General features: G+C 51.0%; 26 protein-coding genes and 1 pseudogene. 18 read left to right on the top strand and 9 right to left on the bottom strand.

From position 1 onward, the window contains the following. The first annotated feature begins 24 nt into the window (after positions 1 to 24). Positions 25 to 1,284: an NADP-dependent isocitrate dehydrogenase gene (gene icd / locus KMZ15_RS08235; RefSeq protein WP_223692517.1), complete on the top strand. Its 1,260-nt coding sequence runs from the start codon at positions 25 to 27 to the stop codon at positions 1,282 to 1,284. Between the two features lie 68 nt (positions 1,285 to 1,352). Here the strand turns inward: icd and KMZ15_RS08230 are convergent, their stop codons facing one another. From KMZ15_RS08230 to gpmA, 4 genes are all read right to left on the bottom strand, one after another. After that, positions 1,353 to 1,580 carry a cold-shock protein gene (locus KMZ15_RS08230; RefSeq protein ID WP_223692515.1) on the bottom strand — a complete coding sequence of 76 codons (228 nt, stop codon included), beginning with the start codon at positions 1,578 to 1,580 and terminating at the stop codon, positions 1,353 to 1,355. A 187-nt stretch (positions 1,581 to 1,767) separates the two neighbouring features. After that, positions 1,768 to 2,520 carry a molybdopterin-synthase adenylyltransferase MoeB gene (locus KMZ15_RS08225; RefSeq protein WP_223692512.1) on the bottom strand — a complete coding sequence of 251 codons (753 nt, stop codon included), beginning with the start codon at positions 2,518 to 2,520 and terminating at the stop codon, positions 1,768 to 1,770. 13 nt (positions 2,521 to 2,533) lie between these two features. Continuing rightward, positions 2,534 to 4,039 (bottom strand): S41 family peptidase, encoded by a 1,506-nt coding sequence (locus KMZ15_RS08220; protein ID WP_223692510.1) that lies wholly within the window; start codon positions 4,037 to 4,039, stop codon positions 2,534 to 2,536. An 81-nt stretch (positions 4,040 to 4,120) separates the two neighbouring features. After that, positions 4,121 to 4,867 carry a 2,3-diphosphoglycerate-dependent phosphoglycerate mutase gene (gene gpmA / locus KMZ15_RS08215; protein WP_223692501.1) on the bottom strand — a complete coding sequence of 249 codons (747 nt, stop codon included), beginning with the start codon at positions 4,865 to 4,867 and terminating at the stop codon, positions 4,121 to 4,123. A 152-nt stretch (positions 4,868 to 5,019) separates the two neighbouring features. Between gpmA and KMZ15_RS08210 the strand changes: the two genes are divergently transcribed. The 4 genes from KMZ15_RS08210 (at position 5,020) to KMZ15_RS08195 (ending at position 7,413) form a co-directional block, all read left to right on the top strand. Next, positions 5,020 to 5,427: a rhodanese-like domain-containing protein gene (locus KMZ15_RS08210; RefSeq protein WP_223692499.1), complete on the top strand. Its 408-nt coding sequence runs from the start codon at positions 5,020 to 5,022 to the stop codon at positions 5,425 to 5,427. Between the two features lie 8 nt (positions 5,428 to 5,435). Further along, positions 5,436 to 5,699 carry a glutaredoxin 3 gene (gene grxC / locus KMZ15_RS08205; RefSeq protein WP_223692497.1) on the top strand — a complete coding sequence of 88 codons (264 nt, stop codon included), beginning with the start codon at positions 5,436 to 5,438 and terminating at the stop codon, positions 5,697 to 5,699. A gap of 45 nt (positions 5,700 to 5,744) precedes the next feature. Next, entirely contained in the window at positions 5,745 to 6,302 is a 558-nt protein-coding gene (gene secB, locus KMZ15_RS08200; protein ID WP_223694803.1) for a protein-export chaperone SecB, read from the top strand. Positions 6,303 to 6,396: 94 nt separating this feature from the next. Next, on the top strand, positions 6,397 to 7,413 hold the full coding sequence (locus KMZ15_RS08195) for an NAD(P)H-dependent glycerol-3-phosphate dehydrogenase (protein ID WP_223692495.1): 1,017 nt from the start codon (positions 6,397 to 6,399) through the stop codon (positions 7,411 to 7,413). A gap of 32 nt (positions 7,414 to 7,445) precedes the next feature. On the opposite strand, the gene trmL is transcribed toward KMZ15_RS08195, so the two are convergent. Together trmL and KMZ15_RS08185 are read right to left on the bottom strand one after the other, a co-directional pair. Further along, on the bottom strand, positions 7,446 to 7,916 hold the full coding sequence (trmL, locus tag KMZ15_RS08190; protein WP_223692493.1) for a tRNA (uridine(34)/cytosine(34)/5-carboxymethylaminomethyluridine(34)-2'-O)-methyltransferase TrmL: 471 nt from the start codon (positions 7,914 to 7,916) through the stop codon (positions 7,446 to 7,448). Positions 7,917 to 7,995: 79 nt separating this feature from the next. Further along, the gene (locus tag KMZ15_RS08185) at positions 7,996 to 8,784 is read right to left on the bottom strand and encodes a ComF family protein (protein WP_223692489.1); all 789 of its coding nucleotides are present in this window, start codon (positions 8,782 to 8,784) and stop codon (positions 7,996 to 7,998) included. Positions 8,785 to 8,882: 98 nt separating this feature from the next. On the opposite strand from KMZ15_RS08185, the gene KMZ15_RS08180 reads away from it, so the two are divergent. The 4 genes and pseudogenes from KMZ15_RS08180 (at position 8,883) to KMZ15_RS08165 (ending at position 13,860) form a co-directional block, all read left to right on the top strand. Beyond that, positions 8,883 to 9,887 (top strand): methyltransferase domain-containing protein, encoded by a 1,005-nt coding sequence (locus tag KMZ15_RS08180; RefSeq protein ID WP_223692486.1) that lies wholly within the window; start codon positions 8,883 to 8,885, stop codon positions 9,885 to 9,887. A gap of 97 nt (positions 9,888 to 9,984) precedes the next feature. Beyond that, a pseudogene (gene coxB, locus KMZ15_RS08175) lies at positions 9,985 to 11,262 on the top strand (cytochrome c oxidase subunit II); the annotation flags it as partial. A 40-nt stretch (positions 11,263 to 11,302) separates the two neighbouring features. Further along, positions 11,303 to 12,898, top strand: coding sequence for a cytochrome c oxidase subunit I (ctaD, locus tag KMZ15_RS08170; protein WP_223692483.1), 1,596 nt, complete (start codon positions 11,303 to 11,305; stop codon positions 12,896 to 12,898). A gap of 104 nt (positions 12,899 to 13,002) precedes the next feature. Continuing rightward, entirely contained in the window at positions 13,003 to 13,860 is an 858-nt protein-coding gene (locus KMZ15_RS08165; protein WP_223692480.1) for a cytochrome c oxidase subunit 3, read from the top strand. A gap of 86 nt (positions 13,861 to 13,946) precedes the next feature. Here KMZ15_RS08165 and KMZ15_RS08160 read toward each other — a convergent pair whose 3' ends face one another. Continuing rightward, the gene (locus KMZ15_RS08160) at positions 13,947 to 14,156 is read right to left on the bottom strand and encodes a twin transmembrane helix small protein (RefSeq protein WP_223692478.1); all 210 of its coding nucleotides are present in this window, start codon (positions 14,154 to 14,156) and stop codon (positions 13,947 to 13,949) included. A 92-nt stretch (positions 14,157 to 14,248) separates the two neighbouring features. Between KMZ15_RS08160 and KMZ15_RS08155 the strand changes: the two genes are divergently transcribed. The 8 genes from KMZ15_RS08155 (at position 14,249) to clpA (ending at position 22,153) form a co-directional block, all read left to right on the top strand. Then, the gene (locus KMZ15_RS08155; protein WP_223692474.1) at positions 14,249 to 14,959 is read left to right on the top strand and encodes an SURF1 family protein; all 711 of its coding nucleotides are present in this window, start codon (positions 14,249 to 14,251) and stop codon (positions 14,957 to 14,959) included. Positions 14,960 to 15,006: 47 nt separating this feature from the next. Continuing rightward, positions 15,007 to 15,615: a cytochrome C oxidase subunit I gene (locus KMZ15_RS08150; protein WP_223692472.1), complete on the top strand. Its 609-nt coding sequence runs from the start codon at positions 15,007 to 15,009 to the stop codon at positions 15,613 to 15,615. A gap of 21 nt (positions 15,616 to 15,636) precedes the next feature. Further along, complete coding sequence (locus tag KMZ15_RS08145; protein WP_223692469.1) at positions 15,637 to 16,707, top strand: heme A synthase; 1,071 nt, start codon at positions 15,637 to 15,639, stop codon at positions 16,705 to 16,707. A 22-nt stretch (positions 16,708 to 16,729) separates the two neighbouring features. Next, complete coding sequence (gene cyoE, locus KMZ15_RS08140; RefSeq protein WP_223692467.1) at positions 16,730 to 17,638, top strand: heme o synthase; 909 nt, start codon at positions 16,730 to 16,732, stop codon at positions 17,636 to 17,638. A gap of 16 nt (positions 17,639 to 17,654) precedes the next feature. Beyond that, entirely contained in the window at positions 17,655 to 18,248 is a 594-nt protein-coding gene (locus tag KMZ15_RS08135; protein WP_223692464.1) for an SCO family protein, read from the top strand. A 67-nt stretch (positions 18,249 to 18,315) separates the two neighbouring features. After that, on the top strand, positions 18,316 to 19,419 hold the full coding sequence (gene nagA / locus KMZ15_RS08130) for an N-acetylglucosamine-6-phosphate deacetylase (protein WP_223692462.1): 1,104 nt from the start codon (positions 18,316 to 18,318) through the stop codon (positions 19,417 to 19,419). A gap of 125 nt (positions 19,420 to 19,544) precedes the next feature. Further along, positions 19,545 to 19,859 (top strand): ATP-dependent Clp protease adapter ClpS, encoded by a 315-nt coding sequence (gene clpS, locus KMZ15_RS08125; protein WP_223692459.1) that lies wholly within the window; start codon positions 19,545 to 19,547, stop codon positions 19,857 to 19,859. Continuing rightward, complete coding sequence (gene clpA, locus KMZ15_RS08120) at positions 19,856 to 22,153, top strand: ATP-dependent Clp protease ATP-binding subunit ClpA (RefSeq protein WP_223692457.1); 2,298 nt, start codon at positions 19,856 to 19,858, stop codon at positions 22,151 to 22,153. Before clpS ends, clpA begins: the two co-directional genes overlap by 4 nt. A 23-nt stretch (positions 22,154 to 22,176) precedes the next feature. Here clpA and rpoH read toward each other — a convergent pair whose 3' ends face one another. Further along, entirely contained in the window at positions 22,177 to 23,028 is an 852-nt protein-coding gene (gene rpoH, locus KMZ15_RS08115; RefSeq protein ID WP_223694801.1) for an RNA polymerase sigma factor RpoH, read from the bottom strand. Between the two features lie 210 nt (positions 23,029 to 23,238). On the opposite strand from rpoH, the gene KMZ15_RS08110 reads away from it, so the two are divergent. Further along, complete coding sequence (locus KMZ15_RS08110; protein WP_223692455.1) at positions 23,239 to 23,937, top strand: fumarylacetoacetate hydrolase family protein; 699 nt, start codon at positions 23,239 to 23,241, stop codon at positions 23,935 to 23,937. Positions 23,938 to 23,956: 19 nt separating this feature from the next. Here KMZ15_RS08110 and ftsY read toward each other — a convergent pair whose 3' ends face one another. Next, positions 23,957 to 24,982 (bottom strand): signal recognition particle-docking protein FtsY, encoded by a 1,026-nt coding sequence (gene ftsY, locus KMZ15_RS08105; protein ID WP_223692452.1) that lies wholly within the window; start codon positions 24,980 to 24,982, stop codon positions 23,957 to 23,959. Between the last annotated feature and the right edge of the window lie 88 nt (positions 24,983 to 25,070).

Genomic DNA, 25,070 nt, shown 5'->3' with positions numbered 1-25,070 from the left:
AAGTCCCCTATTGGAGAATTCGACATGGCATATCAGCATATCAAAGTTCCAGCCGGTGAAAAAATTACCGTCAACGCGGATTTTTCAATCAATGTTCCTGACCAGCCCATTATTCCTTATATTGAGGGAGATGGTATCGGCGTCGATATCACGCCGGTGATGATCGAGGTGGTTGATGCAGCGGTTCGCAAAGCGTATGGCAGCAAAAAAAAGCTCAACTGGATGGAAGTCTACGCAGGTGAAAAGTCGACCCAGGTTTATGGCGCTGATGTCTGGTTGCCTGATGAGACATTGGCCGCGGTAAAAGAATATAGTGTATCGATCAAAGGGCCATTGACGACCCCGGTGGGGGGCGGTATCCGTTCTTTGAACGTCGCGTTACGCCAGGCACTTGATTTGTATGTCTGTCTGCGTCCAGTACGCTATTTCAAGGGAGTGCCTTCACCGTTGCGTGAGCCGGAAAAGACCGATATGGTGATTTTTCGAGAGAACTCAGAAGATATTTATGCCGGCATTGAATGGGCCGCTGATTCCGAGCAAGCGAAAAAAGTCATCCGTTTTTTGCAAGAAGAAATGGGCGTGACGAAAATTCGCTTTCCGCACACCTCAGGGATTGGCATCAAGCCGGTCTCTCGCGAGGGGACTGAGCGGCTAGTGCGCAAGGCGATCCAGTATGCCATTGATAACGATCGTCAATCGGTGACGCTGGTGCACAAAGGCAATATCATGAAATATACGGAAGGGGCATTTCGTGATTGGGGCTATGCGTTGGCGCAGAGAGAATTCGGCACGCAGTTGATCGATGGCGGCCCATGGGCGAAATTTAAAAACCCAAAAACAGGTCGTGAGATCATTGTTAAAGATGTGATCGCGGATGCCTTTTTGCAACAAATTTTGCTGCGCCCAGCTGAATATGATGTGATTGCGACGCTTAATTTGAATGGGGATTATGTCTCGGATGCGCTGGCGGCTCAAGTGGGCGGGATCGGCATTGCACCCGGTGCGAATTTGTCGGATTCGATTGCTATGTTTGAGGCAACGCATGGCACGGCGCCTAAATACGCCGGTAAAGACTATGTGAATCCAGGTTCAGAGATTCTTTCTGCGGAGATGATGCTGCGCCATCTTGGCTGGTTTGAAGCTGCCGATATCATTATTTCGGCAATGGAGAAATCGATCTTACAAAAACAGGTGACCTATGATTTTGCGCGCTCGCTTGAAGGGGCAACGCAAGTATCTTGCTCGGGTTTTGGCAGGGTTCTAATCGAAAATATGGGAAAGTAGGGCGGTCATAAAAGAAACGGCCGCATTAAATGCGGCCGTTCTTTAAAACAAAGGGTTTTTAACCGGCTTTATACCTTTTGGATATTTGAAGCCTGTTTGCCTTTAGGACCATCTACGATGGTAAAGCTAACTCTATCACCTTCAGCCAATGATTTGAAACCATTGGATTGAATTGCTGAGAAATGGGCGAAGAGATCTTCACCGCCTGTATCAGATGTGATAAACCCAAAGCCTTTGCCGTCGTTAAACCACTTGACTGTGCCTAGGCAGCGATCTGCGTTCTGATCAATTGACATATACAACTTTCCTTCTACTCTTGTTACTTCAACCACGAGCGCGGTTCGAAAAGCTAGACGACTTGCGCCACTCCCTCCTCACTTAAGCTCACCCCGGCGCTTCTTTTATAAAAAACGCGCCACCCTGATTGTTGGGTCTCTTGGGTTCTATGTCAAGTTTTTTTTGAATTATTATAAAGTTTTTATTCTAAATAATTGCGCTGCACGCGCTGCAATCAGGCTGTCGGGCGATCTGCAATGAACGCCAATTCATCTGCAACGCATCTAGTAATAACAGCCGGCCGGTTAGGGAGGTGCCTGTTTGTGCGATAAGGCGGAGGGCTTCCGCGGCCTGCATGGAGCCGATAATGCCAACTAATGGCGCAAATACCCCTGTTCTAGAGCAACTCATTTCTGCCGACGCCGGCGCTGGAGGGAAAAGGCACGCATAACAAGGGGAATCAGCTAAACGTAGATCAAAGGTGCTAATTTGCCCGTCAAAACGTAACGCGGCGCCTGATACGAGCGGTTTACGATGCGTAATACACGCCTGATTAATCAGGTGGCGGGTGGCGAAATTATCCGTACAGTCAAGGACCACGCTGGCGCGCGCAACCCATTCATCCAGCACCGCCGCATCGGCGTATAACGCCAATGCATTGACCTGGACTTCTGGGTTAAGACGCGCTAGCGCCGCGCGTGCGGCGGATACTTTGGCTTGGCCTACCGTTTCGGTGGTGTAAATAATTTGCCGTTGCAAATTGGCCAGATCGACCGTGTCCGCATCCATCAGCGTCAAGGTGCCAATGCCTGCGGCAGCAAGGTAGAGCGCGGCTGGCGAGCCGAGCCCGCCAGCGCCAATAATCAGGACGTGGGCATCCAGGAAAAGTTGCTGCGCCTCAATCCCCAGCTCATCCAGAAAGATATGCCGGGAATAGCGTAGGAGTTGTTCGTCATTCATTGCCGCAACCCGCCTAATTTGCTGGCGCAACAGCTGGGCGAGCAGATTTATTTGCCGCGATTGTGCGCTCGATTTTCGATTTTGATAACTGTACCGGTTCACCTTTTAGCTGATGCAGGGCTTGTTGCAGCATAAAGTCTTCCTTGCTGCCAAAAATAGCAGGAACGCGTTCGCGGTCTTTGTCACGTTGCTCAGGTGTTTTTTTGGCGTTTTCTGTTTCAAGTTCGCGCAATTGCTTAATGCGCCGTTGCTCGCGGAGTTCTTGTTCTTTTTTCTCGTTCGGGTCTTGTGTATTGGCTAGGTGATTTGAATAATCAACCTCGCGCGTGATGAAAACGTCGTTTGGGTCGCCCTCTGAATATTGATCAACCGACATATCGGGAAGGATGCCCTTGTTTTGGATTGACCGGCCGTTTGGGGTGTAATAGTAGGCCGTTGTTAAGCGTAGGGCGGTATCCGTGGTGAGAGGTCGCACGGTTTGTACTGAGCCTTTGCCAAAGGTCGCTTGGCCCATAATCAGTGCGCGTTGGTGGCCTTGTAGTGCGCCTGCAACAATTTCAGAGGCCGATGCCGAATATGCATTGGTTAAGACAATGATTGGCACGGTTTTAAAAATAGCCGGCAAATCTTTTAAAGGGTCTGTGCTGAGTGAGGGTAAGCGGTAATGCGCAAAGGTGCTGCGATAGGTTTCTTTAGCATGGGTTTCTTGGCCATTGGTTGAAACAATGGTTGCATTGAGTGGCAAGAAAGCGCTGGAAACACCTACTGCGCTTTGCAATAAGCCGCCGCCGTTACTGCGCAAATCCAGCACCAAGCCTTTTAGACGTTGAGTTTGCGGCTGTTTTTTGACAAGTTCTTCGAGTTTTGTGGCGAGATCAGCTACCGTGCGCTCCTGAAAACTGGTGATGCGAACCCACGCATAGCCCGGTTCGATAATTTTTGTTTTGACGCTCTGCACATGGATTTCAGCACGTGTAATGGTCATCGGATACATCCGATTGGCGCTTTTTCGATAAATGGTCAGCGTCACAGGAGTCCCCGCTTTGCCCCGCATCAGCTTAACCGCTTGGTCAAGCGTCATGCCGCGCACAGGTTTGTCATCAATGCGCGAGATTAAATCGCCAGGTTGGATGCCCGCCCGAAATGCGGGGGTGTCTTCAATCGGTGAAATAATTTTGATGAGCCCGTCTTCTTGCGAAATCTCGATGCCTAGGCCAGCAAAGCGCCCCCGTGTTTGCTCCTGGAGTTCTTTATACTCTTTTTGATCGAGATAAGACGAGTGCGGGTCTAAGCTTGAGACCATGCCTTTGATCGCGGCGGTGAGCAGCTTTTTATCGTTAACGGTTTCGACATAGTCGTGTTTGACCTGTCCAAATACCTCAGCTAAAAGCCGCAATTGATCAAGTGGCAGCGGCGCATCATTATTGTTTTGCGCCGCGGCAGAAAATTGCAACGTAGCCAGTACGCCCGTCACCAGACCAAGGGCGATTAAGCTGATGTATTTGAGGTGTTTACGCATGGAATATAGGGCTAAGAGCTGTCAAAGTGAGTTCAATTGTGGCACATTTTTTAAGCAAAATGCCAATGTGTTTGCATTAGTTTAAGCCGCCTGACCGTGACCAGTAGGAGTTTTTTGAGCTTTCTCAAGATCTTCGTGTTCGCTTAAATAGGCACGCCAGACTGGCTTGAGTGTTGCGTCGAGTTCATACACAAGGGGCACTCCATTTGGAATGTTCATGCTAAGAATATCTTGATCGGAAATCCCCTCAAGGTATTTGATCAAGGCTCGCAATGAATTGCCATGCGCTGCGATGATAATGCGTTGGCCAGCTTTAATGGCAGGCGCTATCGAGTCATTCCATAAAGGCAAGACCCGGGCCACCGTATCTTTTAAGCACTCGGCAAGTGGCAACTCACTACTAGGGATTTTTACGTAACGCGGATCACTGTAGGACGTGCGCGGATCTGAGGGGTCCAGCGCTGGCGGCGGCGTTTCATAGCTGCGGCGCCATTGTAAAACTTGTTCCGCGCCATATTGTGCGGTTGTTTCTGCTTTGTTTAAGCCGGTCAATGCACCGTAGTGGCGTTCATTGAGGCGCCATGAGTGGGTGACGGGTAGATACAAAAGATCCATTTCGTCTTGAATATGCCAAAGTGTGCGAATGGCGCGCTTTAAGACTGAGGTGTACGCAACATCGAAGGTATAGCCGGCGTTTTGTAACAGCTGCCCGGCTTGGCGAGCTTCATTTATGCCTTGCTCGGTAAGATCAACGTCAGCCCAGCCAGTGAAGCGGTTCTCTTTATTCCACGTCGATTCGCCGTGACGGATGAGGACAAGTTTATACATGTAAAATAAAAGTAGTCGTAAAAAAGTACAGAAAATAAGCGAAAACAAACGCTTCATCAGCATGATTTTGAATAATCGAGCCAGATTTAGTAACCGTCAAGCATTTATTTTATATAATGTGAGGATAACTTTTCTTAATTATCGGAATTCCTGTGAAATTCTTCACTGACTACACTAATCTTGCTTTGCTTGTTGCCGCCATGATTGCGGGCGGGTTGTTACTCTGGCCAAGCTTGATGCGCCGTGGCCGCGACTTGTCGGTGCAGCAGGCAACGCAATTCATTAACCATCGCAATGCAACGGTGATCGATCTCAGAACAGTTGCTGAGTACGGCCAAGGCCATTTGCCGCAGGCACGCCATGTGGCGTGGGACGCGCTTTCTTCAAAAGTGATGAAAATTGCTAAAAACAAGGCGCATCCAGTGCTGTTAACGTGTCAGACTGGCCGGCGTTCGCATAAGGCGCTCGCGGTTCTGAAGCAAGCCGGATATACCGAAGTATTTGTCTTGCAAGGCGGCTTAGCCGCGTGGCAGCAAGCAGGCATGCCAGTCATAAAATAAGGATCATGATGAAAAAAGTGCTCATGTATAGTAAACAAGTATGTCCATATTGCGATATGGCCGAGCGCTTGCTGAAGGCGCGTGGTGTCGAGCATATCGAAAAAATCGCGATCGATAAGGACCCGGCCCAGCGCGATGAAATGATTCAGCGTACTGGCCTGCGCACTGTGCCACAAATTTTCATCGACGGTACCCATATAGGCGGCTATGATAAATTGGCCGCGCTTGATCGTAATGGTGGTTTAGCGTCTTTGCTCGCAGTGAGCGCGTAATCAATTTAGAGTCATTCGACTTAAACTGCAACTGTAAGGAATATGATGGTAACCGAAAGTACTCAACAAAATACGCAGCCTGTATTTAATATTCAGCGCCTCTATCTTAAGGATTTGTCGCTTGAACAGCCTAACTCACCGGCCATTCTGAGTGAACTTGAAAAACAAGCCCCGACCATTGAAATCGAGGTTAGCCTCAAAGCAGAAAAGATTTCAGAAGAGATCTATGAGAGCGTTGTTTCGACTGTTGTAACAGCAAAACTAAAAGATAAAGTGGTGCTTTTAATCGAAGCAAAACAAGCCGGTCTATTTGAGGTTCGCAATATCAAAGAAGAACAAATGGATCCGCTGCTGAATATTGCTTGTCCGTCGATTGTTTTCCCTTATTTGCGTGCAAATTTGGCTGATGCAGTAACACGTGCTGGTTTTCCGCCAATTCATCTTGCCGAAATTAATTTTCAGTCGTTGTATGAGCACCGTTTGGCACAGCAGGCAGAATCCAAAAAAGAAGCGCCAGCGCAAAAACCAAAAGCAGTAGACAGCAATAGCGCGAACCTGACTTTCGCGAATCATCTTAAGCGGCCACCTCTGCCGCGAGCATGATCGATTCATTGTCGTGTGATGCACGATTTCTCTTTAGACTGCGATCCATGCGTTATTTTGCAGAGAACCAGGCCATATCTTTGTCAGTGACTTGATGAATATTACTGTTCTAGGCGCGGGTGCCTGGGGGACCGCGCTTGCCCATCATCTGGCGGATCGTCACTCTACTTTGCTATGGGCGCGCAATGCGGCCTTAGTTGAGCAATTGACGCATGATAAGCATAATCAGACTTATCTGCCCGGTGTGCCGCTGGCTAGCAGTTTGCGCTATGAAGCGGATTTGCTGGCGAGTCTTGAGCATGCGGCGGCAGAGGATGCGCTCTGTATTATTGCAACGCCAGTCGCTGGCCTACGCGCGCTATGTAAAACCATGCGCGAGCTTAACTGTATCCCCGCTCACCTGATTTGGTTATGTAAAGGATTTGAGGTGGCTAGCCGCTGCTTGCCCCACCAAGTCGTGGCCGCTGAACTGGGCGCGCATCGTAGTTGCGGGGCTTTATCCGGCCCGAGCTTTGCGCGTGAAGTTGCGCAAGGTTTGCCCGTGGCGCTAACCATAGCGAGTCAATCCGTTGCTTGCCGTGATGCGGCCGTGCGCGCACTTCATCATGCCGCAATGCGTATCTATACGGCTGACGATGTGATCGGCGTCGAAGTGGGGGGTGCGGTCAAAAATGTATTGGCGATTGCGGCGGGCATTGCCGATGGGCTTGAGCTTGGCCTAAATGCGCGTGCTGCCTTGATTACCCGTGGTTTGGCCGAAATGACCCGGTTAGGTGTGGCGCTAGGCGCTCGAGCCGAGACTTTTATGGGGCTGGCCGGTCTTGGTGATTTGATCCTAACGGCAACCGGCGATTTATCGCGCAATCGCACCGTTGGCTTACAGTTGGCAACCGGGCGGCCGCTGGCCGACATTCTGGCTACGCTTGGTCATATCGCAGAAGGGGTGCGTTGTGCGCCAGAGGTATTAGCCTTGGCGCAAGCGCAGGCAGTTGAAATGCCGGTTACGCAAGCGGTGTGCTCCGTGTTATTTGATGGCTGTGCGCCGCGCGCTGCGGCCTATGCGTTGTTACAGCGAGAAGCGAAGGTAGAAACGAGCTTAGCTGGCGTATAGCGCGTTAGAGGCGAGATCCTTTCATTGGGGGGTTATGCGCCGCCGGCAAAGTCTTGTTGCCGCCACGCCTCGAAGACCGTGATCGCGACAGCATTTGACAAATTAAGGCTACGATTGCCGGGCCTCATTGGCAGCCGTACGCGTTGCTCCGCTGTGAACTGCGTTAGTAGCTCGGTGCTGAGCCCACGCGTTTCTGGACCAAACACAAACCAATCACCTTTGGCAAATGTGTGATGGTGCAAGTGGCTGGCGCCTCGGGTCGTAAACGCGAACATACGCGTGTCAGAGACGCTTTCACTAGACATAAAAGCTTGCCAGTTTTGATGCACCCGCAGCGAGACAAATTCATGATAATCAAGTCCGGCGCGGCGCATTTTTGCATCATCGAGCTTAAAGCCAAGCGGCTCAATCAGATGCAATTGGGCGCCTGCATTGGCGCACAGGCGAATGATATTGCCCGTATTGGATGGAATTTCAGGTTCGACAAGAACAACGTTAAACATAAGAAAGATGGCCCAGCTGTGTGCATAGCGCCGGGATTATAGCCTGGGATAGCGCACCAGCTGCACTGTCATGCCGGATTTATGGCGTGCGCAGCGCGACCAAATTGGTGACCCGCGCGGCGCCGGCGTTTTTTAATATACGAGCTACTGCCTCAAGCGTTGTGCCGGAAGTCATCACATCGTCGACCACTGCAATATGCTGTCCGCGCACGCTGGCTAACTGCCGCGCATTCATTGCAGCAACGAATGCGCGACGCAGATTGCGTCGTCTTTCTTGGAGGTGGCTGAGTTGCGCCTGAGGCGGCGTATCAATAACGCGCTTAACCCATGTGGCTTGCTTTGGGATGCGCAGGAGATGAGCCAAGGGCCGAGCAATTTCCCAGGCTTGATTATAGCCACGCGTGGCCAGCCGGCAAGCAGAAAGCGGCACGGGCACAATCAGGCTGGGCCAGGCCAGCATGCCGTTGGCATAGGTTTGTTGCACTAAGCTCGCGAGACGCTCAGCAAAAATGGTGGCAATTGTGAGTTGGGCGTTAAACTTTAAGGCGAGGACCAGTTGATCAAGTGGCGCGGCATAGTGTGCCAGCGTGAGGGTTGCATCAAATGCAGGTGGCGTGGCGATACAGTGGTGGCATAAAAGAGAGGGGTTGTTGGGGTGGGTAGGGTTGCGCTCCAGCGGTAAGGCGCAGCGTGTGCAGCGGCTATGCTTGGTCTGCCAATAAGCGTTGTCACACCCGTCGCAGATGGCGGTTGGTGACAAATTACCACACAATGCGCACCGGCACGGTAGCGCGAGACGAGTGCATACTTTACATAAATTGAACGTATGCTGGGCAAATGCGGTAACAGCAAAAAAAGGTCGCGGCATGGGCTAAAACGTCAAGGCGCTCGGTTAAATTTTTTAATCTTTAAACCTTACTTCTTCAGTAGGCAAGTATACTCATAACTCTTAGTGTATTCATACCCATGCCTCTTTCATCCGTGGACTCTTCTCGACCCGCCGTCGATATTCGGCGTTTGCAGCGAATTTTTGATCGACGTGCGCAAACTTTTGATGCCGTGAGTTTCTTGCCGCGCGAAGTCGCGCAACGTATGCGCGAGCGCCTTGAGTGCGTGAACCTAACGCCTACCCGTATCTTGGATGCCGGCTGCGGCTTGGGCGACGATTTATTAGCCCTGCAAGCCTATTTTGACTCTGCGCAAATCTATGGACTCGATGTCTCTCATCAGATGCTGGCGCGAGCATTAGCCGCCACTGGTGCGCCGCGGCTAGGTTGGCGAGGGCGTCTAGCGGATACCCTATCTCGAAAAATACAATTTAAAAGCCCTCGGGGCAGAAAATTAATGCAGATTTTTCAGCCGCGCCCGCGGCAGACCGTGCAAGCTGATTTTGCAACGCTGCCTTTTGCCGCGAGTACATTCGATTTATGTTGGTCAAATCTGGCGTTGCATTGGCATCCTCGACCCGAGCAAGTTTTGCTGGAATGGCAGCGCGTCTTAAAAACCGGCGGCCTACTGATGTTTAGTTTATTGGGGCCTGATTCACTCTGTGAATTGCGGGCGGCAGGGCAGCGTGCAGGCGCCCAGATGCCTTCTTCGCGGGTGCTTGATTTCACGGATATGCATGATCTGGGCGATATGCTGGTGGCGAGCGGCTTTGAGATACCTGTGATGGAGATGGAAAAGCTGACCATTACGTATTCCTCGCCGGCTGCCTTGCTCAGTGATGTGCGTCGCTGGGGCGCTTATCCGTTCAATCTGGCACAGCGTCCAGCGGGACTGACTGGCCGTGGCTGGCACGAGGCGCTAATGACGGCGCTAGAGGCGCAGCGGCGAGCCGATGGCACGCTTTCGCTCACCTTTGAAATCATTTACGGGCATGCCTGGAAGGCGGCTGCGAGAACCACTGCAGAAGGCTATGCGATTGTGCGTCTTGATGAAATTACCAAAGCTGCAAAGCAAAAGTCGTGAAACGCAATTATAATGCGTCGTTTGATTGGATTAGAAAAATGAAGAGGGCGGAAGTATTGCGCCTCATTCGTAGACTGTACTCAGATTAAAGATGCCGATGAAAACAATCAAACGAATTCTAATAGGGGCGCTAGCAGGTAGTGGCTTGCTGCTGGCAAATGTTGCTCATGCGGTCAATGACCTTCCGGGCGGCCCGGCGGTCAACGCACTCAATTTCCAAACGCCGGTGACCAAGATCGCTGAAGGCCTATACGGTCTGCACACCCTGATGCTGATCATCTGCCTAGTGATTTTTGTAGGCGTGTTTGGGGTGATGTTTTATTCGATCGTGGCTCACCGTAAGTCCAAAGGACATCAGCCGGCGCATTTTCATGAAAGCACCACCGTTGAGATTATCTGGACCGTCGTGCCATTTTTGATCGTGATTTTGATGGCCTGGCCGGCGACGAAGATGGTGATCGCTATGAAAGACACCAGCAATGCAGATGTCACGGTAAAAGTCACGGGTTATCAATGGAAATGGGGCTATGACTATATCAATGGCCCAGGTGCCGGCATTGGGTTTTTATCAACCATCTCAACGCCTCGCGATCAAATAGAGGGCCGGCAGCCGGTTTCCGATACGTATTTGCAGGAAGTGGATCACCCGCTGGTGGTGCCGGTTAATAAAAAGATTCGTGTGCTGACGACCGCTAATGATGTGGTGCATTCTTGGTCGGTGCCAGCCCTTGGCGTAAAACAGGATGCCATTCCCGGTTTTGTCCGGGACACTTGGTTTAAAGCTGAAAAAATAGGCACCTATCATGGTTTTTGCACTGAGCTATGCGGTAAAGATCATGCCTATATGCCAGTCGTCGTAAAAGTTTTGTCTGAACAGGACTATGCGCAATGGGTAGACGAGCGGATAAAAACCACGTCAGTGCATGCTGAACTCAGTAAAACTTGGACCATGAGCCAACTTAAAGTGCGTGGCGAGCAAATTTATACAAGCCATTGCGCTGTCTGCCACCATGCTAACGGCAAAGGCATTGGCCCGTTTCCAGCGCTTGATGGCGGTCTGGTGACCAATGGCCCGCTCAGCAGCCACCTGAATCTTGTGCTCCATGGCAAAGCCCAAATGCCGCCGTGGGCTTCAACGCTCAATGATATTGATTTGGCTGCTGTGGTGACGTACCAGCGTAATGCGTGGAGCAATCATACTGGCGATTTAATCCAACCGCGGCAAGTGACAGCGGCACGCAACCGAGCGCTGCTCAACGAAGCTAGCCAAGTGCAAGCCGTTTCTGCACAGCGCCCTGTAATCCCGCAGGCCGCCTCAGCCAAGGCAGGCAAATCGCCAGTACTAGGCCAAGCGCGGACATCCGGTTCAGCCGCATAATCTGCACAGTGAAACCATTCAAATAAGGAAAGTTTCTATGACCACGATCGGACACGACCAGGGAGCGCAGCACGATCATGCGCATCAGCATCCAGTTGGATGGCGGCGTTGGCTATACGCGACGAACCATAAAGATATTGGTACTTTGTATTTGATATTTTCATTCATCATGTTTTTGTCTGGTGGCGTGATGGCGCTGTTGATTCGGGTCGAGTTATTCGAGCCTGGCATGCAAATTATGCGTCCCGAATTTTTTAATCAGCTCACTACCATGCACGGTGTCGTGATGGTGTTTGGCGCAATTATGCCGGCGTTTGTTGGTTTTGCGAATTGGATGCTGCCATTACAAATTGGCGCATCGGATATGGCATTTGCGCGCATGAATAACTTCAGCTTCTGGCTGTTGCCCCCAGCTGCGTTGTTATTGACGATATCATTTTTTGTGCCAGGTGGTGCGACCGCTGCAGGCTGGACACTATATGCGCCGCTTTCAGTGCAAATGGGGCCAGGCATGGATCTGGCTATCTTTGCGCTGCATATTATGGGCGCCTCTTCGATCATGGGCGCCATCAATATTGTGGTCACCATCTTGAATATGCGCGCCCCTGGCATGTCGCTGATGAAAATGCCGATGTTTGCCTGGACTTGGCTCATCACCGCTTATTTGTTAATTGCGGTCATGCCAGTATTGGCGGGCGCTATTACCATGTTGCTCTTTGATCGTCATTTTGGCACCTCGTTTTTTAATGCCGCAGGTGGCGGTGACCCGGTGCTCTATCAGCATATTTTTTGGTTTTTCGGGCATCCGGAAGTGTACATCATGATTTTGCCCGCGTTTGGCATCATCTCACAGGTGATTCCAGCTTTCTCGCGCAAACCTTTGTTTGGTTATCATTCGATGGTGTATGCCACGGCGTCAATTGCTATCCTGTCATTTATGGTGTGGGCGCATCATATGTTTGTTACCGGTATGCCGGTTACCGGGCAGCTTTTTTTCATGTATTCAACGATGCTGATTGCGGTCCCAACGGGTGTCAAAGTCTTCAATTGGGTGGCTACTATGTGGCGCGGCGCGCTTACGTTTGAGACGCCGATGTTATTTGCCATAGGCTTTTTATTTGTATTTACGATGGGCGGTTTTACCGGTTTAATTCTGTCGGTGGCGCCGCTTGATGTGGCCATGCATGGGACTTATTATGTGGTCGCGCATTTCCATTATGTCTTGGTGGCCGGTTCATTGTTTGCGCTTTTTTCAGGCTGGTACTATTGGTCGCCAAAATGGACTGGCTATATGTATAACGAAGTACGCGGCCGGATTCACTTTTGGGGCTCGCTAATTTCGTTCAATATCACGTTCTTCCCGATGCACTTTCTGGGCTTAGCGGGCATGCCTCGCCGTTATGCCGACTACCCGGCGCAGTTCACGGATTTTAACCAGATCGCGACGATTGGCGCTTTTGTTTTTGGTTTAATGCAGGTGTACTTTTTGTTTTGGGTGGCTTTGCCAACGTATCGTGGCAAAAGGCATTTACCGGCGGCAGATAGGCCATGGGACGGTGCGCAGGGGCTTGAATGGACAATCCCAAGCCCAGCCCCTTTTCATACTTTCGAGACGCCCCCCGTGGTTGAGTAAGCGCATGATTTATCCTATGTAATGGATGAGTCTGAGACAACAGAAGATACAACGGCAATATCGAAACCACCGATTGAAATTGAGATTGACATGGAACTGCAACGATGAGTAGCCAAAACCAGAGCCCTTATTATTTCGTGCCAAATCCTTCGCAGCACCCGATTTTGGCAGCGCTCAGTTTACTGGGCATTATGCTTTCGCTAACGGGCTGGCTGAATGGTCAGGGCTGGGCGCCGTTTACATTTGCGATGAGTCTTGCTTGGTTATTTTTTATACTGTGGCGCTGGTTTGGCGATGCAATTGCTGAATCCGAGGGTGGGCAATACGGCAAACGGATTGATGCATCTTACCGTTGGAGCATGAGCTGGTTCATCTTTTCCGAAGTCATGTTTTTTAGCGCGTTTTTTGGTGCGCTATTTTATGCCCGCTCGTTTGCCAGCCCGCTTCTTGGCGACCTTGATAATAGGTTGCTGTGGCCAGATTTTATGGCGGCCTGGCCGAATGTCGGACCCTCCGGTTTGGTGTCACATTTTAAGGCCATGACGGCCTGGCCGATCCCGACCATCAACACCGCTTTGTTGTTAACCTCTGGTGCTACCTTGACGGTGGCGCACCATGCGCTACGGGATGATCATCGCAAACAAGCGATTATTTGGCTCGCTGCTACGGTGTTGCTTGGCGCCATCTTCTTATTTATGCAAGGCTATGAGTATGTGCATGCTTACCATGAGCTTAATCTCAAGCTCACCTCTGGCATGTATGGCTCAACCTTCTTTCTGCTAACGGGTTTTCATGGCTTCCATGTGATGATGGGGACATTGATGTTGGCTATCGTGCTGGTGCGCTTAATACGTGGACACTTTAGCCCGGAGCACCACTTTGCGTTTGAGGGTGCTGCCTGGTATTGGCATTTTGTCGACGTCGTATGGCTTGGCTTATATGTTGTGGTGTATTGGCTTTGATGGGGTTTGGAGTTTGTTCGAAGGGCCAGATACCGCCATCTGAGGCGTTTAGAATGCCGTCAGCATTCTAAACGCTTGCATTCTCTTTAATCGCTATACGGAATGCCGGTACTTTGAATCCATCCCATCCAATACGCGAATAAAATAAATAAAAAAAGCCCAATTGAAAGCCCAACGCGGGCCATTAATGAATAAACCATCCGCTTTGTTGTACCTCGGTCGTGCATCATGAAATACAGTGCGCAAACTAGGCTAGCGCCAATTAGGATAAAAGCAAGTGCAACTAGAAAAGCCATATGGGTAGAAATAATTCAGCAAAGTTTCAAAAGAACAGCGTAAGCCGTACTATTATCGCACTAACGGTTCTATCATGTGCGCTCGAACAGCTATGCTAAAAATTCGTTTCTGGCCAGCCTTGGTGGTCCTTATAGCGGTGGTGCTTGCCATACGCTTAGGCTTTTGGCAGCGGGATCGTGCGCATCAGAAAGAAGCGCTGGCAGCCCAAATCACGCGCCATCAGCATAGCGCGCCGATATCTGTGGGCTCATCGTTACTGCCACTTAAAGAAATCGAATACCATCGGCTACGTGCGCGCGGGCGTTTCATGCCGGAGCACGTCGTGTATCTTGATAACCGGCCCTATAACGACCAGCCAGGTTTTCATGTGCTGATGCCGCTGGCATTAGAAGAGGGGGGGTATGTATTGGTCAAACGGGGTTGGATACCCCGTAATATAAAAGATCGTATTGCGTTTGCGCCATATTGCACGCCGGCGAGTATCGTCGACATAGAAGGGATTGCCCGCGCTGATGCGGGCCGTGCCTTTGAGCTTGGCTCTGGTGGTTCCGCGGCGCGTTTGCGGATTCGGCAAAATTTGGAGATTGCGGCATACCAAGCAGAAACTGGTTTGCCGCTGCAGCCATTTATCCTTTGGCAGACCAATCATCTAAATGACCAACTGGTGCGTGTTTGGCCAAGCCCTTTAACGGGTGTGGCGCGTAACTATGGTTATATGGTCCAATGGTGGGGAATAGCGGTTGCTATAGTATTATCGGGCCTGTACGCTGCGCGCCGCGCAGCGCTTAGCGCTTCTAAGTAGGACTTATTTTAGAACTGCCAATGAAAAATCATGATCTAGAGCCAAAGATGTTGGCTGTATCTGACGTAAAGTCAGGTCGCAAAGACTCGAACTGGAGGGTGTTGTGGCTGGTGGTAGCGGTGTGTCTGGCGCCAGTGATTGCGTCTTACTTATTTTATTATGTTTTCAAGCCAGTCGGCGGATCGGCGAATTATGGTCAGTTGATTGAGCCGCAGCGGCCCATCCCGCCCAGTTTAATGGCGCGCACAGAAAATGGCACTATCACGCCCTTGCAAACTTTACAAGGCAAATGGTTATTGCTGGCTGTTGATGCGAGCGCATGCGATGAAAATTGTGCCAAAAAACTCTATTTTATGAGGCAAGTACGTGCTGCGCAGGGTATTGAACGTGAGCGGGTGGTAACGGTTTGGTTGCGCACCGACCGTGCTCCGGTGCCTCCTGCCGTGCAACGCGCCTATGCTGAGACGCATTTTTTGAGCGTCGATCCGGCTACCTTGCTTCAATGGTTGCCGCTTGATGAAGGCCGGCAGCTGGCCGACCATATTTATCTAGTGGACCCAAACGGTAATCTGATGATGCGCTTTCCAGCCCAGCCAGACCCAGGCAAAATCAAAAAAGACCTGAGCAAATTGTTGAAGTGGTCAGGCATTGGCTAAAATCGTTCTCAGGATCTCTCAGTGTTTATTCTGCAACTTAGCTTAATAGGTCTTTGCCTTGCACTCATTCCGCTAAGTTGGGCGTGGCTGCGCAGTGGCGCCGATCAATTTGGTAAATTGGTCTGGGTCAGCACTGTGCTCACCTTTGATCTGGTGCTGTTTGGCAGCTTTACGCGCCTGACAGATTCGGGCCTAGGCTGCCCTGATTGGCCTGGTTGTTATGGCACCGCATCGCCATTTATCGCGCACGAAGCGATTCGGGCAGCGCAAGCCTTATTGCCCAGTGGCCCGGTCACGATGACCAAGGCGTGGATTGAAATGATCCACCGCTATCTCGCGCTGGCCTTGGGGGTGCTGATGATTGCGCAGGTTGTGATGGCGTGGTGCAAACGTAAATCGTTATTGGTGTCACCGTGGTGGCCGGTGGCGTTACTGGCGCTAGTCTGCGTGCAAGGCGCGTTTGGCGCTTGGACCGTGACCTTAAAATTGCAGCCGTTGATTGTGACGATTCACTTATTGCTAGGGCTGACCCTACTTGGTGGCTTGGCTCGGCTGGCCATGAGTTGTGCGCCTGCGCCCATGCTGGCGCCCGCCGCGGCACGTTGGCAGTGGGCGGTATGGGTGGGGCTGGTGCTGTTGGTATTGCAAATTGCTTTAGGGGGTTGGGTGAGTGCGAACTACGCTGTGCTCGCCTGTCCAGATTTCCCGACCTGCCATGGCGCTTGGCTGCCGCCAATGGATTTTGCGCAAGGTTTTCAGCTGTGGCGCTCGCTGGGCCAAACCAAAGCAGGGGATTTTATTACGCCAGACGCGCTGGTGGCAATCCATTGGACGCATCGTACTTTTGCGCTGGGAGTGAGTGTATGGTTGCTTGGGCTCGGCCTGCAGTTGCGCCAGTTTGCTGCGCTGCGCTCCTTAGCCTATGGCTTGATCGCTTTGGTTGTGCTGCAGTGTTTAACCGGCTTAGCGAATATCGTATTGCAGTGGCCTTTGCTGATTGCGCTCGTGCATAATGGCGGCGCGGCGGTATTATTGTTGCTGCTCATCATGCTAAACTATCGTATCGTAATTAGCAGACAAGGTATGCGGTAAGCCGCAACGCAGGTCTGAATCCATGGAAAGTATCTCTATTTGCCCATCTCTTGGCAACCGAATTTCCCAATACTGTGCACTGACTAAGCCTCGGGTGACCCAGCTCGCGGTATTTTGCGCCGTGATTGGGATGCTACTGTCAACGCCCGGTAGCGTGCCGTGGTCCATCTTGCTAGGTGGCGCGGTGGGGATTTGGCTATTAGCCAGCGCCGCGTTTGCGGTCAATTGTTTACTTGAGCGCAAAGTGGATCGGCTAATGCGCCGTACCGCATGGCGTCCGTCTGCGCGTGGCGAATTAACCTCGGTCCAAATTCTTTTCTTTTCAGCCATGCTGGGTGGGCTTGGCATGTGGACGCTGTATGCTTTCACCAACGCCTTGACCATGTGGCTCACGCTGGCCACCTTTATTGGCTATGCGCTGATTTACACGGTGCTGCTAAAGCCTGCAACGCCGCAAAATATTGTGATTGGCGGCGCCGCAGGCGCCATGCCGCCGGCTCTTGGCTGGGCCGCTGTGACGGGAACGGTGCCGGCTGATGCTTGGTTGCTGGTGTTGATTATTTTTGTCTGGACGCCGCCCCATTTTTGGGCGCTGGCGTTATATCGCCGGCAAGATTACGCGCAAGCGGGTTTGCCGATGTTGCCGATTACCCATGGTGAGCAATTTACGCGCTTGCATATTTTGCTTTATACCATCATTTTATTTGGTGTGTCGTTGCTGCCATTTGCCTCGCGCATGAGTGGGCTGGTCTATTTAGTCGCCGCGCTGGTACTGGGGGTGATTTTCTTAGCCTATGCGTGGCAAATATGGCGCGCTTATTCGGATAGGCTGGCGCGCAGGCTTTTTCGATATTCAATTATTTATTTATCGTTGCTGTTTGCAGCGCTACTGGCGGATCACTATGTGCAACTCTACTGCCGCGGCATCTAAATTTATTGTATGCCTAATGTGCGCCCTGATATGGGCGGCGGGCTGCACGCGTGCGCCCGTGTTCAAAAATACCGATTTGACTGACAACCCCAGTTTTGGCAACGATTTTACGCTACCGGATACGACTGGCCAGTTGCGTACATTAGCGGACTTTAAAGGAAAAGTCGTGGTGGTGTTGTTCGGTTACACGCACTGCCCAGACATTTGCCCAATGACGCTGGCAACGCTTGCGCAAACGCTTAAACAATTGGGTCCAGATGCAAAACGGGTGCAGGTGTTATTCGTGACTGTCGATCCAGAGCGTGATACATCCTCTTCGTTAGCGCACTATGTCCCTGCTTTTGATCCGAGTTTTATCGGTTTGCGGCCGGCGAATGAAGCGCAACTCAAAAAGGTGACGCAAGATTTTCGCGTGCACTATGCACGCGAGCAGGCAAACGTAGACACGAGGGCAAAACCCTCTGTGTTAGATGAAATTTCCAATGCCTATACGATGGACCATACGGCAGCCGGCTATGTGTTTGACGCAACCGGCAAGCTGCGCCTTTTTGCCCGCGATGGGCAAGGATCGAAGCCGTGGGTGCACGATCTTAAAATACTGCTTAATTGATCAGGTGCGCAGTAAACTCTTTAGGCTGGCGAGGATCTCAAAGATGTTTTGCTTTCAAGAGTAATCTGTGAAGAGCCTAAAGCTGTACGGAAATATCTTAACGCCCGAGGGCTGGAGGCTCGGTCATTTAACGCTCGAGGGCGGACGGATTGTTGCCCTGAGTGGCGCATCTAGCGAGCCGGCGGTCAATCATGAAGCCTATATTTTGCCTGGCTTTATTGACCTGCATGTGCATGGCGGGGGTGGGGCCGACGTGATGGAAGGCGGCGCGGCTGCTCAAATCATGGCGCGGATGCATGCTCAGTATGGCACGACAAGTTTATTGGCGACCACGATGACGGCGCCACCGGCTGAGTTGGCTGCTGTATTGGCTAGGCTTGCGCATGAGGTGCAGCAGCGCGCGCCTGGTAGCGCGCGTATTCTTGGGGTGCATCTTGAAGGACCTTATATCAATCCTGGCAAACTGGGGGCGCAACCTGATGCAACGGCGCTCGCTGCGTTGGATGAAATACTCTATTATTTAACGCTGGCCCCGATTCGGGTCGTGACGTTGGCGCCGGAGTTGGCCGGTCATTTAAATATCATTACCCACCTTGCCGCGCGTGGCGTACGCGTACAGCTTGGCCACACGCTCGGGAGTTATGAAGATGGCGTCAATGCGCTCAAGCACGGAGCATCCGGTTTCACCCATCTATTTAATGCCATGACGGGCTTGCATCATCGGGCGCCAGGCATGGTCGGGGCGGCCCTGGCGCATGCTGAATATGCGGAACTTATCCCAGATTTGCTGCATGTGCATCCAGGTGCGATTCACACCGCGCTGCGCGCGATTCCTAAGCTCTACTGCGTGACGGATAGCACGGCGGCAGCAGGGATGCCGGATGGCGCTTACCCGCTGGGTAGCCAGACGGTGACTAAATGCGTAAACGGCGTACGTCTTGCCGATGGCACGTTGGCGGGGAGCACATTGACGATGGATCAAGCATTGCGTAATCTAGTCTCGCTTGGTTTGCCTTTAGCCGAAGCCTCGCATCGGTTATCGCGCTATGCGGCGGACTACCTTGGCTTAGCCCAACGTGGCCGGCTTGGTGTCGGTGCGTGGGGAGATTTAGTGGTGCTTGACCGCCAACTGATGGTACAGGCGACCTATGTCGAAGGGGAAGAGATTTAAGCTGGGTCGAAGCGCATTTTGGTTCGACAGTGTTGTAGAAAAGAGGTTAAATATAAAGCTAGTTGCTCTACTCTAATGAGTTCAGCCGGCATGCAAGTACATGCAACTTGTTTAGAATAAAGACTATGGCTATTTTTTCAGATATAGAAGACAACGCTGTGGTTGAGCGGCAAAAGCAAAAAATAAAACCGCCATCCATGTATCAAGTGGTGTTGTTAAATGACGACTTTACGCCGATGGGGTTTGTTGTCATGATTCTTCAAAAATACTTTAGAAAAGACCCAAAGGCCTCAATTCAGATTATGCTGAAAGTACATTGCGAAGGTAGAGCAATTTGTGGGGTTTATACGCGCGATGTGGCGATGACTAAAGTCAAGCAGGTTACAACCCATGCCAGACAAGAAGGCCATCCGCTACAGTGTGTTATGGAGAGAATATGATCGCCCAAGAACTAGAAGTCAGCTTGCATATGGCGTTTATGGAAGCGCGCCAAGCCCGGCATGAGTTCATTACGGTAGAGCATCTGCTATTGGCACTGTTGGATAATCCAACCGCCGTTGAAGTTTTGCGTGCCTGTGCGGCCAATATTGATGACTTGCGACATAGCTTGCATCATTTTATTCATGACAACACCCCTATTGTGCCGGGTTCGGTAGATGCTGATACCCAGCCTACATTAGGTTTTCAGCGGGTGATTCAGCGCGCAATTATGCATGTGCAGTCTGCTTCAAATGGCAAAAAAGAAGTCACGGGCGCCAATGTGCTGATTGCCATTTTTGGAGAAAAGGAGTCGCATGCTGTTTATGCCTTGCAACAACAAGGTATCACGCGCTTAGATGTGGTCAATTTTATTTCGCATGGCATGACCAAAACAGGCGAGGGTGAAGCTGCAAAATCGACTGACGTGGGCGCAGAGAGTGACGGGTCGGCCGGGCAGAAAGAAACGCCATTGGCGCAATTTACGCAAAATCTAAATCAATTGGCAAAAGAGGGTCGCATTGACCCGTTAATTGGCCGCGAGCCTGAGGTTGAACGTGTGGTGCAAATTTTGTGCCGCCGTCGCAAAAACAATCCGTTGCTAGTCGGTGAAGCCGGTGTAGGCAAAACGGCGATCGCTGAAGGGCTCGCCTGGCGGCTCACGCGTGGCGAAGTACCCGATATCTTGGCCAATGCAATTGTGTATTCATTGGATATGGGCGCCTTGCTGGCCGGCACCAAATATCGTGGGGATTTTGAGCAGCGTTTAAAAATAGTGCTTAAGGAATTAAAAGATCGCCCAAATGCAATACTTTTTATCGATGAAATTCATACTTTGATTGGTGCCGGCGCTGCCTCAGGCGGTACCCTAGACGCATCAAATTTATTAAAGCCAGCGCTTTCTTCAGGGCAAATAAAATGTATTGGCGCCACGACTTTTACTGAATATCGCGGTATTTTTGATAAAGATGCAGCGCTGTCACGGCGGTTTCAAAAAATCGATGTATCTGAGCCAACCGTAGCCCAAACCATTGCGATTTTGCGTGGTCTTAAGTCGCGCTTTGAAGAACATCACAATGTTAAATATTCTCTCGCCGCGTTATCGGCTGCGGCTGAATTATCCGCTCGTTTTATTGCGGATCGTCATTTGCCTGATAAGGCGATTGACGTCATTGATGAAGCCGGTGCCGCGCAACGTGTATTACCTAAATCGAAACAAAAAAAGATTATCGGTAAAGTCGACATCGAAGAAATTATCGCAAAAATGGCCCGCGTGCCTACGCAAAGCGTTTCACTGGATGATCGTGGCAAATTGCAAACGCTTGAGCGTGACCTTAAAAGTGTGGTCTTTGGACAAGCCCCCGCCATTGAAGCATTGGCAGCTGCGATTAAAATGGCCCGTGCCGGGCTAGGTCAAATTGGCAAGCCAATCGGCGCGTTTTTATTTTCAGGCCCAACCGGCGTTGGCAAAACTGAAGTCGCACGTCAGCTGGCGTTCACTTTAGGGATTGAGCTGACACGTTTCGATATGTCTGAATATATGGAGCGTCATGCGGTCAGCCGTTTAATCGGCGCACCGCCCGGCTACGTCGGCTTTGATCAAGGTGGCCTGTTGACTGAGGCGATTACGAAAAAGCCCCACTGCGTGCTGTTACTTGATGAAATCGAAAAAGCGCATCCAGATATTTATAATATTTTGCTGCAAGTGATGGATCATGGCACATTGACAGATAACAATGGCCGTAAAGCGGATTTTCGCAATGTGATTCTCATCATGACCACCAACGCCGGCGCAGAAGCGCTGCAAAAAGCCAAAATTGGCTTTACCGTACGCAACGAAGCCGGTGATGAAATGGCTGAAATTAAACGGACCTTCACCCCGGAGTTTCGTAACCGGCTGGACGCGATCATTAACTTCCATTCGCTCAACGAAGAGATTATTCTGCGCGTCGTTGATAAGTTCTTAATTCAACTGGAAGAACAACTGCATGAAAAGAAGGTGGACGTTGTCTTTACGGATGAGCTGCGCAAATATCTTGCTAAAGGCGGTTTTGATTCGTTAATGGGCGCGCGGCCTATGCAACGCTTAATTCAAAGCACCATCCGGCGTGCGTTGGCCGACGAACTGCTTTTTGGCAAGCTGTCAAACGGGGGCCGTGTCACGGTTGATGTAGACGATCAAAACAACGTGCAACTCGTCTTTGATGAAAACGGCGCATCACAGAATACAAACCCCGAAACGGCGGAGATTGACTGACGGCTCAAACCTTGATTTCCACTTTATGCGGCATAAGAAGTCAGTGCACTGCGCATCTTTTTCATTGCACTGACTTCGATCTGGCGAATCCGCTCGGCGGATACGCCGAATTCAGCCGCTAGATGATGCAGTGTGGCGCCGCCAGTACCATTATCGTCGACCTGTAACCAACGCGCTTCAACAATGCGGCGACTACGGGCATCTAAGGTATCCAGTGCGCTTGTTAAGCCGTCGCTTTGTAACCGATCCAACTGGCGATTTGCCAGCACTTCAGTTGGCTCGTGCTGAGTATCGGTTAAATAGGCGATCGGAGCAAATGATTCTTCACCATCTTCCATTTGTCCTTCTAGCGCAATATCCCCACTCGTCATGCGCGTTTCCATTTCGCGGACATCTTCACGCTTGACGTTCAATTCTTTAGCTAAGGCATCGATTTCACTCGATGTAAACGCTTGCATCGTTTGTTTATGGCGGCGCAAATTGAAAAAAAGCTTCCGTTGAGCCTTGGTCGTGGCGACTTTCACAATCCGCCAATTGCGTAGGATATATTCATGAATCTCAGCCTTGATCCAATGAATGGCGTATGACACGAGCCGTACATTTTGTTCTGGATCGAAGCGTTTCACGGCTTTCATCAGACCAATATTGCCTTCTTGAATGAGGTCTGCATGCGGCAGCCCATAACCCAAGTAGTTACGGGCAATTGAGACGACCAAACGCAGATGGGATAAAACCAGCTTGCGGGCGGATTCAAGCGTGCTGTGTTCACGGTAGTCGGCAGCGAGCTGCTGCTCCTCATGTACTTGCAGCATTGGAATCCGGTTAACCGCTTGGATATAGGCGTTAAGATCGCCTAGCTGGCCAAGTACCGGCATCGCAGGAGCCAGGGTCAATGCTCCGTCTTGATTGAATTTATTGAGATGATTCGCACTCACTTTACACTCCTTAGAGAGGACGTTTTTAATAATATTAGCACTCTTCTTGATAGAGTGCTAATGCTATCGAGAGACGTAAGAGAATTATAATCATGCGATGGGTTTGCCCATGCCGAGCAAACCCATCTAAATTAGGCTAGGAAAATCATCATGAGTGAAATATTTGCCGCAGCAGCCCCAGTCACTGTGCCAATCGCCCATTCAAACGACTGCTTTGCTGTGCGCCGTATTTACTGCATTGGCCGCAATTATGTCGAGCATGCCCGTGAAATGGGTGGTGAGCCGGATCATCAGTCCTTAGTATTTTTCAATAAACCGACTGACGCTATCTTGTATGTAGCACCCGGTATGGTTGGACAATTTCCTTATCCACCCAGTTCAAACAATGTGCATTATGAGATGGAACTGGTGGTTGCGCTAGGTAAGCGCGGTCGCGATATCCCGGTTGAGCGGGCGCTTGAGTATGTGTTTGGCTATGCCCTAGGTCTCGATATGACGCGCCGTGATTTGCAAGCGGAGATGAAACGACAAGGTTATCCATGGGAAATCGGCAAAGCGTTTGACCATGCTGCGCCGCTGGGGCCGATTCACCGAGTAGACGAGATTGGGCATTGCCAGCAGGGGGCGATTTGGCTCAAAGTGAATGACGTTGAGAAGCAGCGTGCTGATGTGTCTCAGTTAATTTGGCCGGTGGCGCAGGCCATTTCTTATTTATCAACCTTGTCCGAGCTTGTGCCGGGGGATTTAATTTATACGGGAACCCCAGGTGGGGTGGGGCCGATTGTGAAGGGTGACCTGATGATAGGCGGCATTGAGGGGTTGGGTGAATTTGCCGTCAAAGTCACTTGAGCTTAGGCTGAGTGAGGGTTTAATCCAGCAGCGCGCTGGCGAACTCTGCGGCGCAAAACGGCTGTAGATCATCAATTTGTTCTCCCACGCCAATGAAGTACACGGGGATAGGTCGCTGTCGCGCAATCGCGGCGAGGATGCCGCCTTTAGCAGTGCCATCAAGCTTGGTCACAATCAATCCGGTGAGGCCAAGGGCGTCATCAAAAGCTTTCACCTGCGCGAGGGCATTCTGCCCGGTATTTGCGTCAATCACCAGCAGCACTTCGTGCGGGGCCCCCTCCATCGCCTTACCGATGACGCGTTTGATCTTTTTTAACTCCTCCATTAAATGTAATTGTGTCGGTAGGCGCCCAGCGGTGTCCGCCATGAGTATATCTAGCTTACGTGCGCGCGCGGCGTTAAGGGCGTCGAAAATGACCGCGGCGGGGTCACCGCTTTGCTGTGAAATGACATTGATCTGATTACGCTCACCCCACAGTGCAAGCTGTTCGTGTGCGGCGGCGCGAAAAGTGTCACCTGCGGCCAGCAACACAGACTGTCCGTGTTGCTGTAAATGTTGGGCCAGTTTGCCAATGCTGGTGGTTTTACCTGCGCCGTTGACGCCCGTGATCATCATCACCAAGGGTTGCGCGCGGCCCAGTACTAATGTGTGCTCAAGCGGTTTTAATAAATCAATCAAGAGAGCGCGCAAGGCAGATTTGACGGCTTCACCTTCATTCAGCCGCTCAGCGCTTACTTTCTGACGTAGGGCACTCAGTAGAAAATCGCTCGCTTCAATGCCTGTGTCGGCCATTAATAGCGCAGCTTCGAGTTCTTCAAAAAGGGCCTCATCGACTTTTGCGCCAGCAAAAATGCTGGTAAAGCTGTTACGCGTCTTCGCTAAACCTGATTTTAGTCGGGTTACCCAGGAAGTTGAGCGGTTGGCAGTAGGCTCTGTGCTCGGCAGATTTTTAGCCGGAGTGCTGGCTTTTGATTTATTCTCTGGCTCAGAAGGTGCTGGGGCCGATGTTGAGCCCTTATTAAGATTTTTGAAGAAGCTAAACATGGTTTATAGTTTCGAGCACTTGGCTTGGAAAGCGCTCAGTGTGGATGCAAAAGAAGCGTTTATTCTAGCAGATGGAATGGAAAGCCCT

The sequence above is a fragment of the Mycoavidus sp. HKI genome, assembly GCF_020023735.2.
Classification (GTDB): Bacteria; Pseudomonadota; Gammaproteobacteria; order Burkholderiales; family Burkholderiaceae; genus Mycoavidus.
Note: the sequence above shows the minus strand (reverse complement) of the source record. Positions and strands in the feature narration are given on the sequence as shown.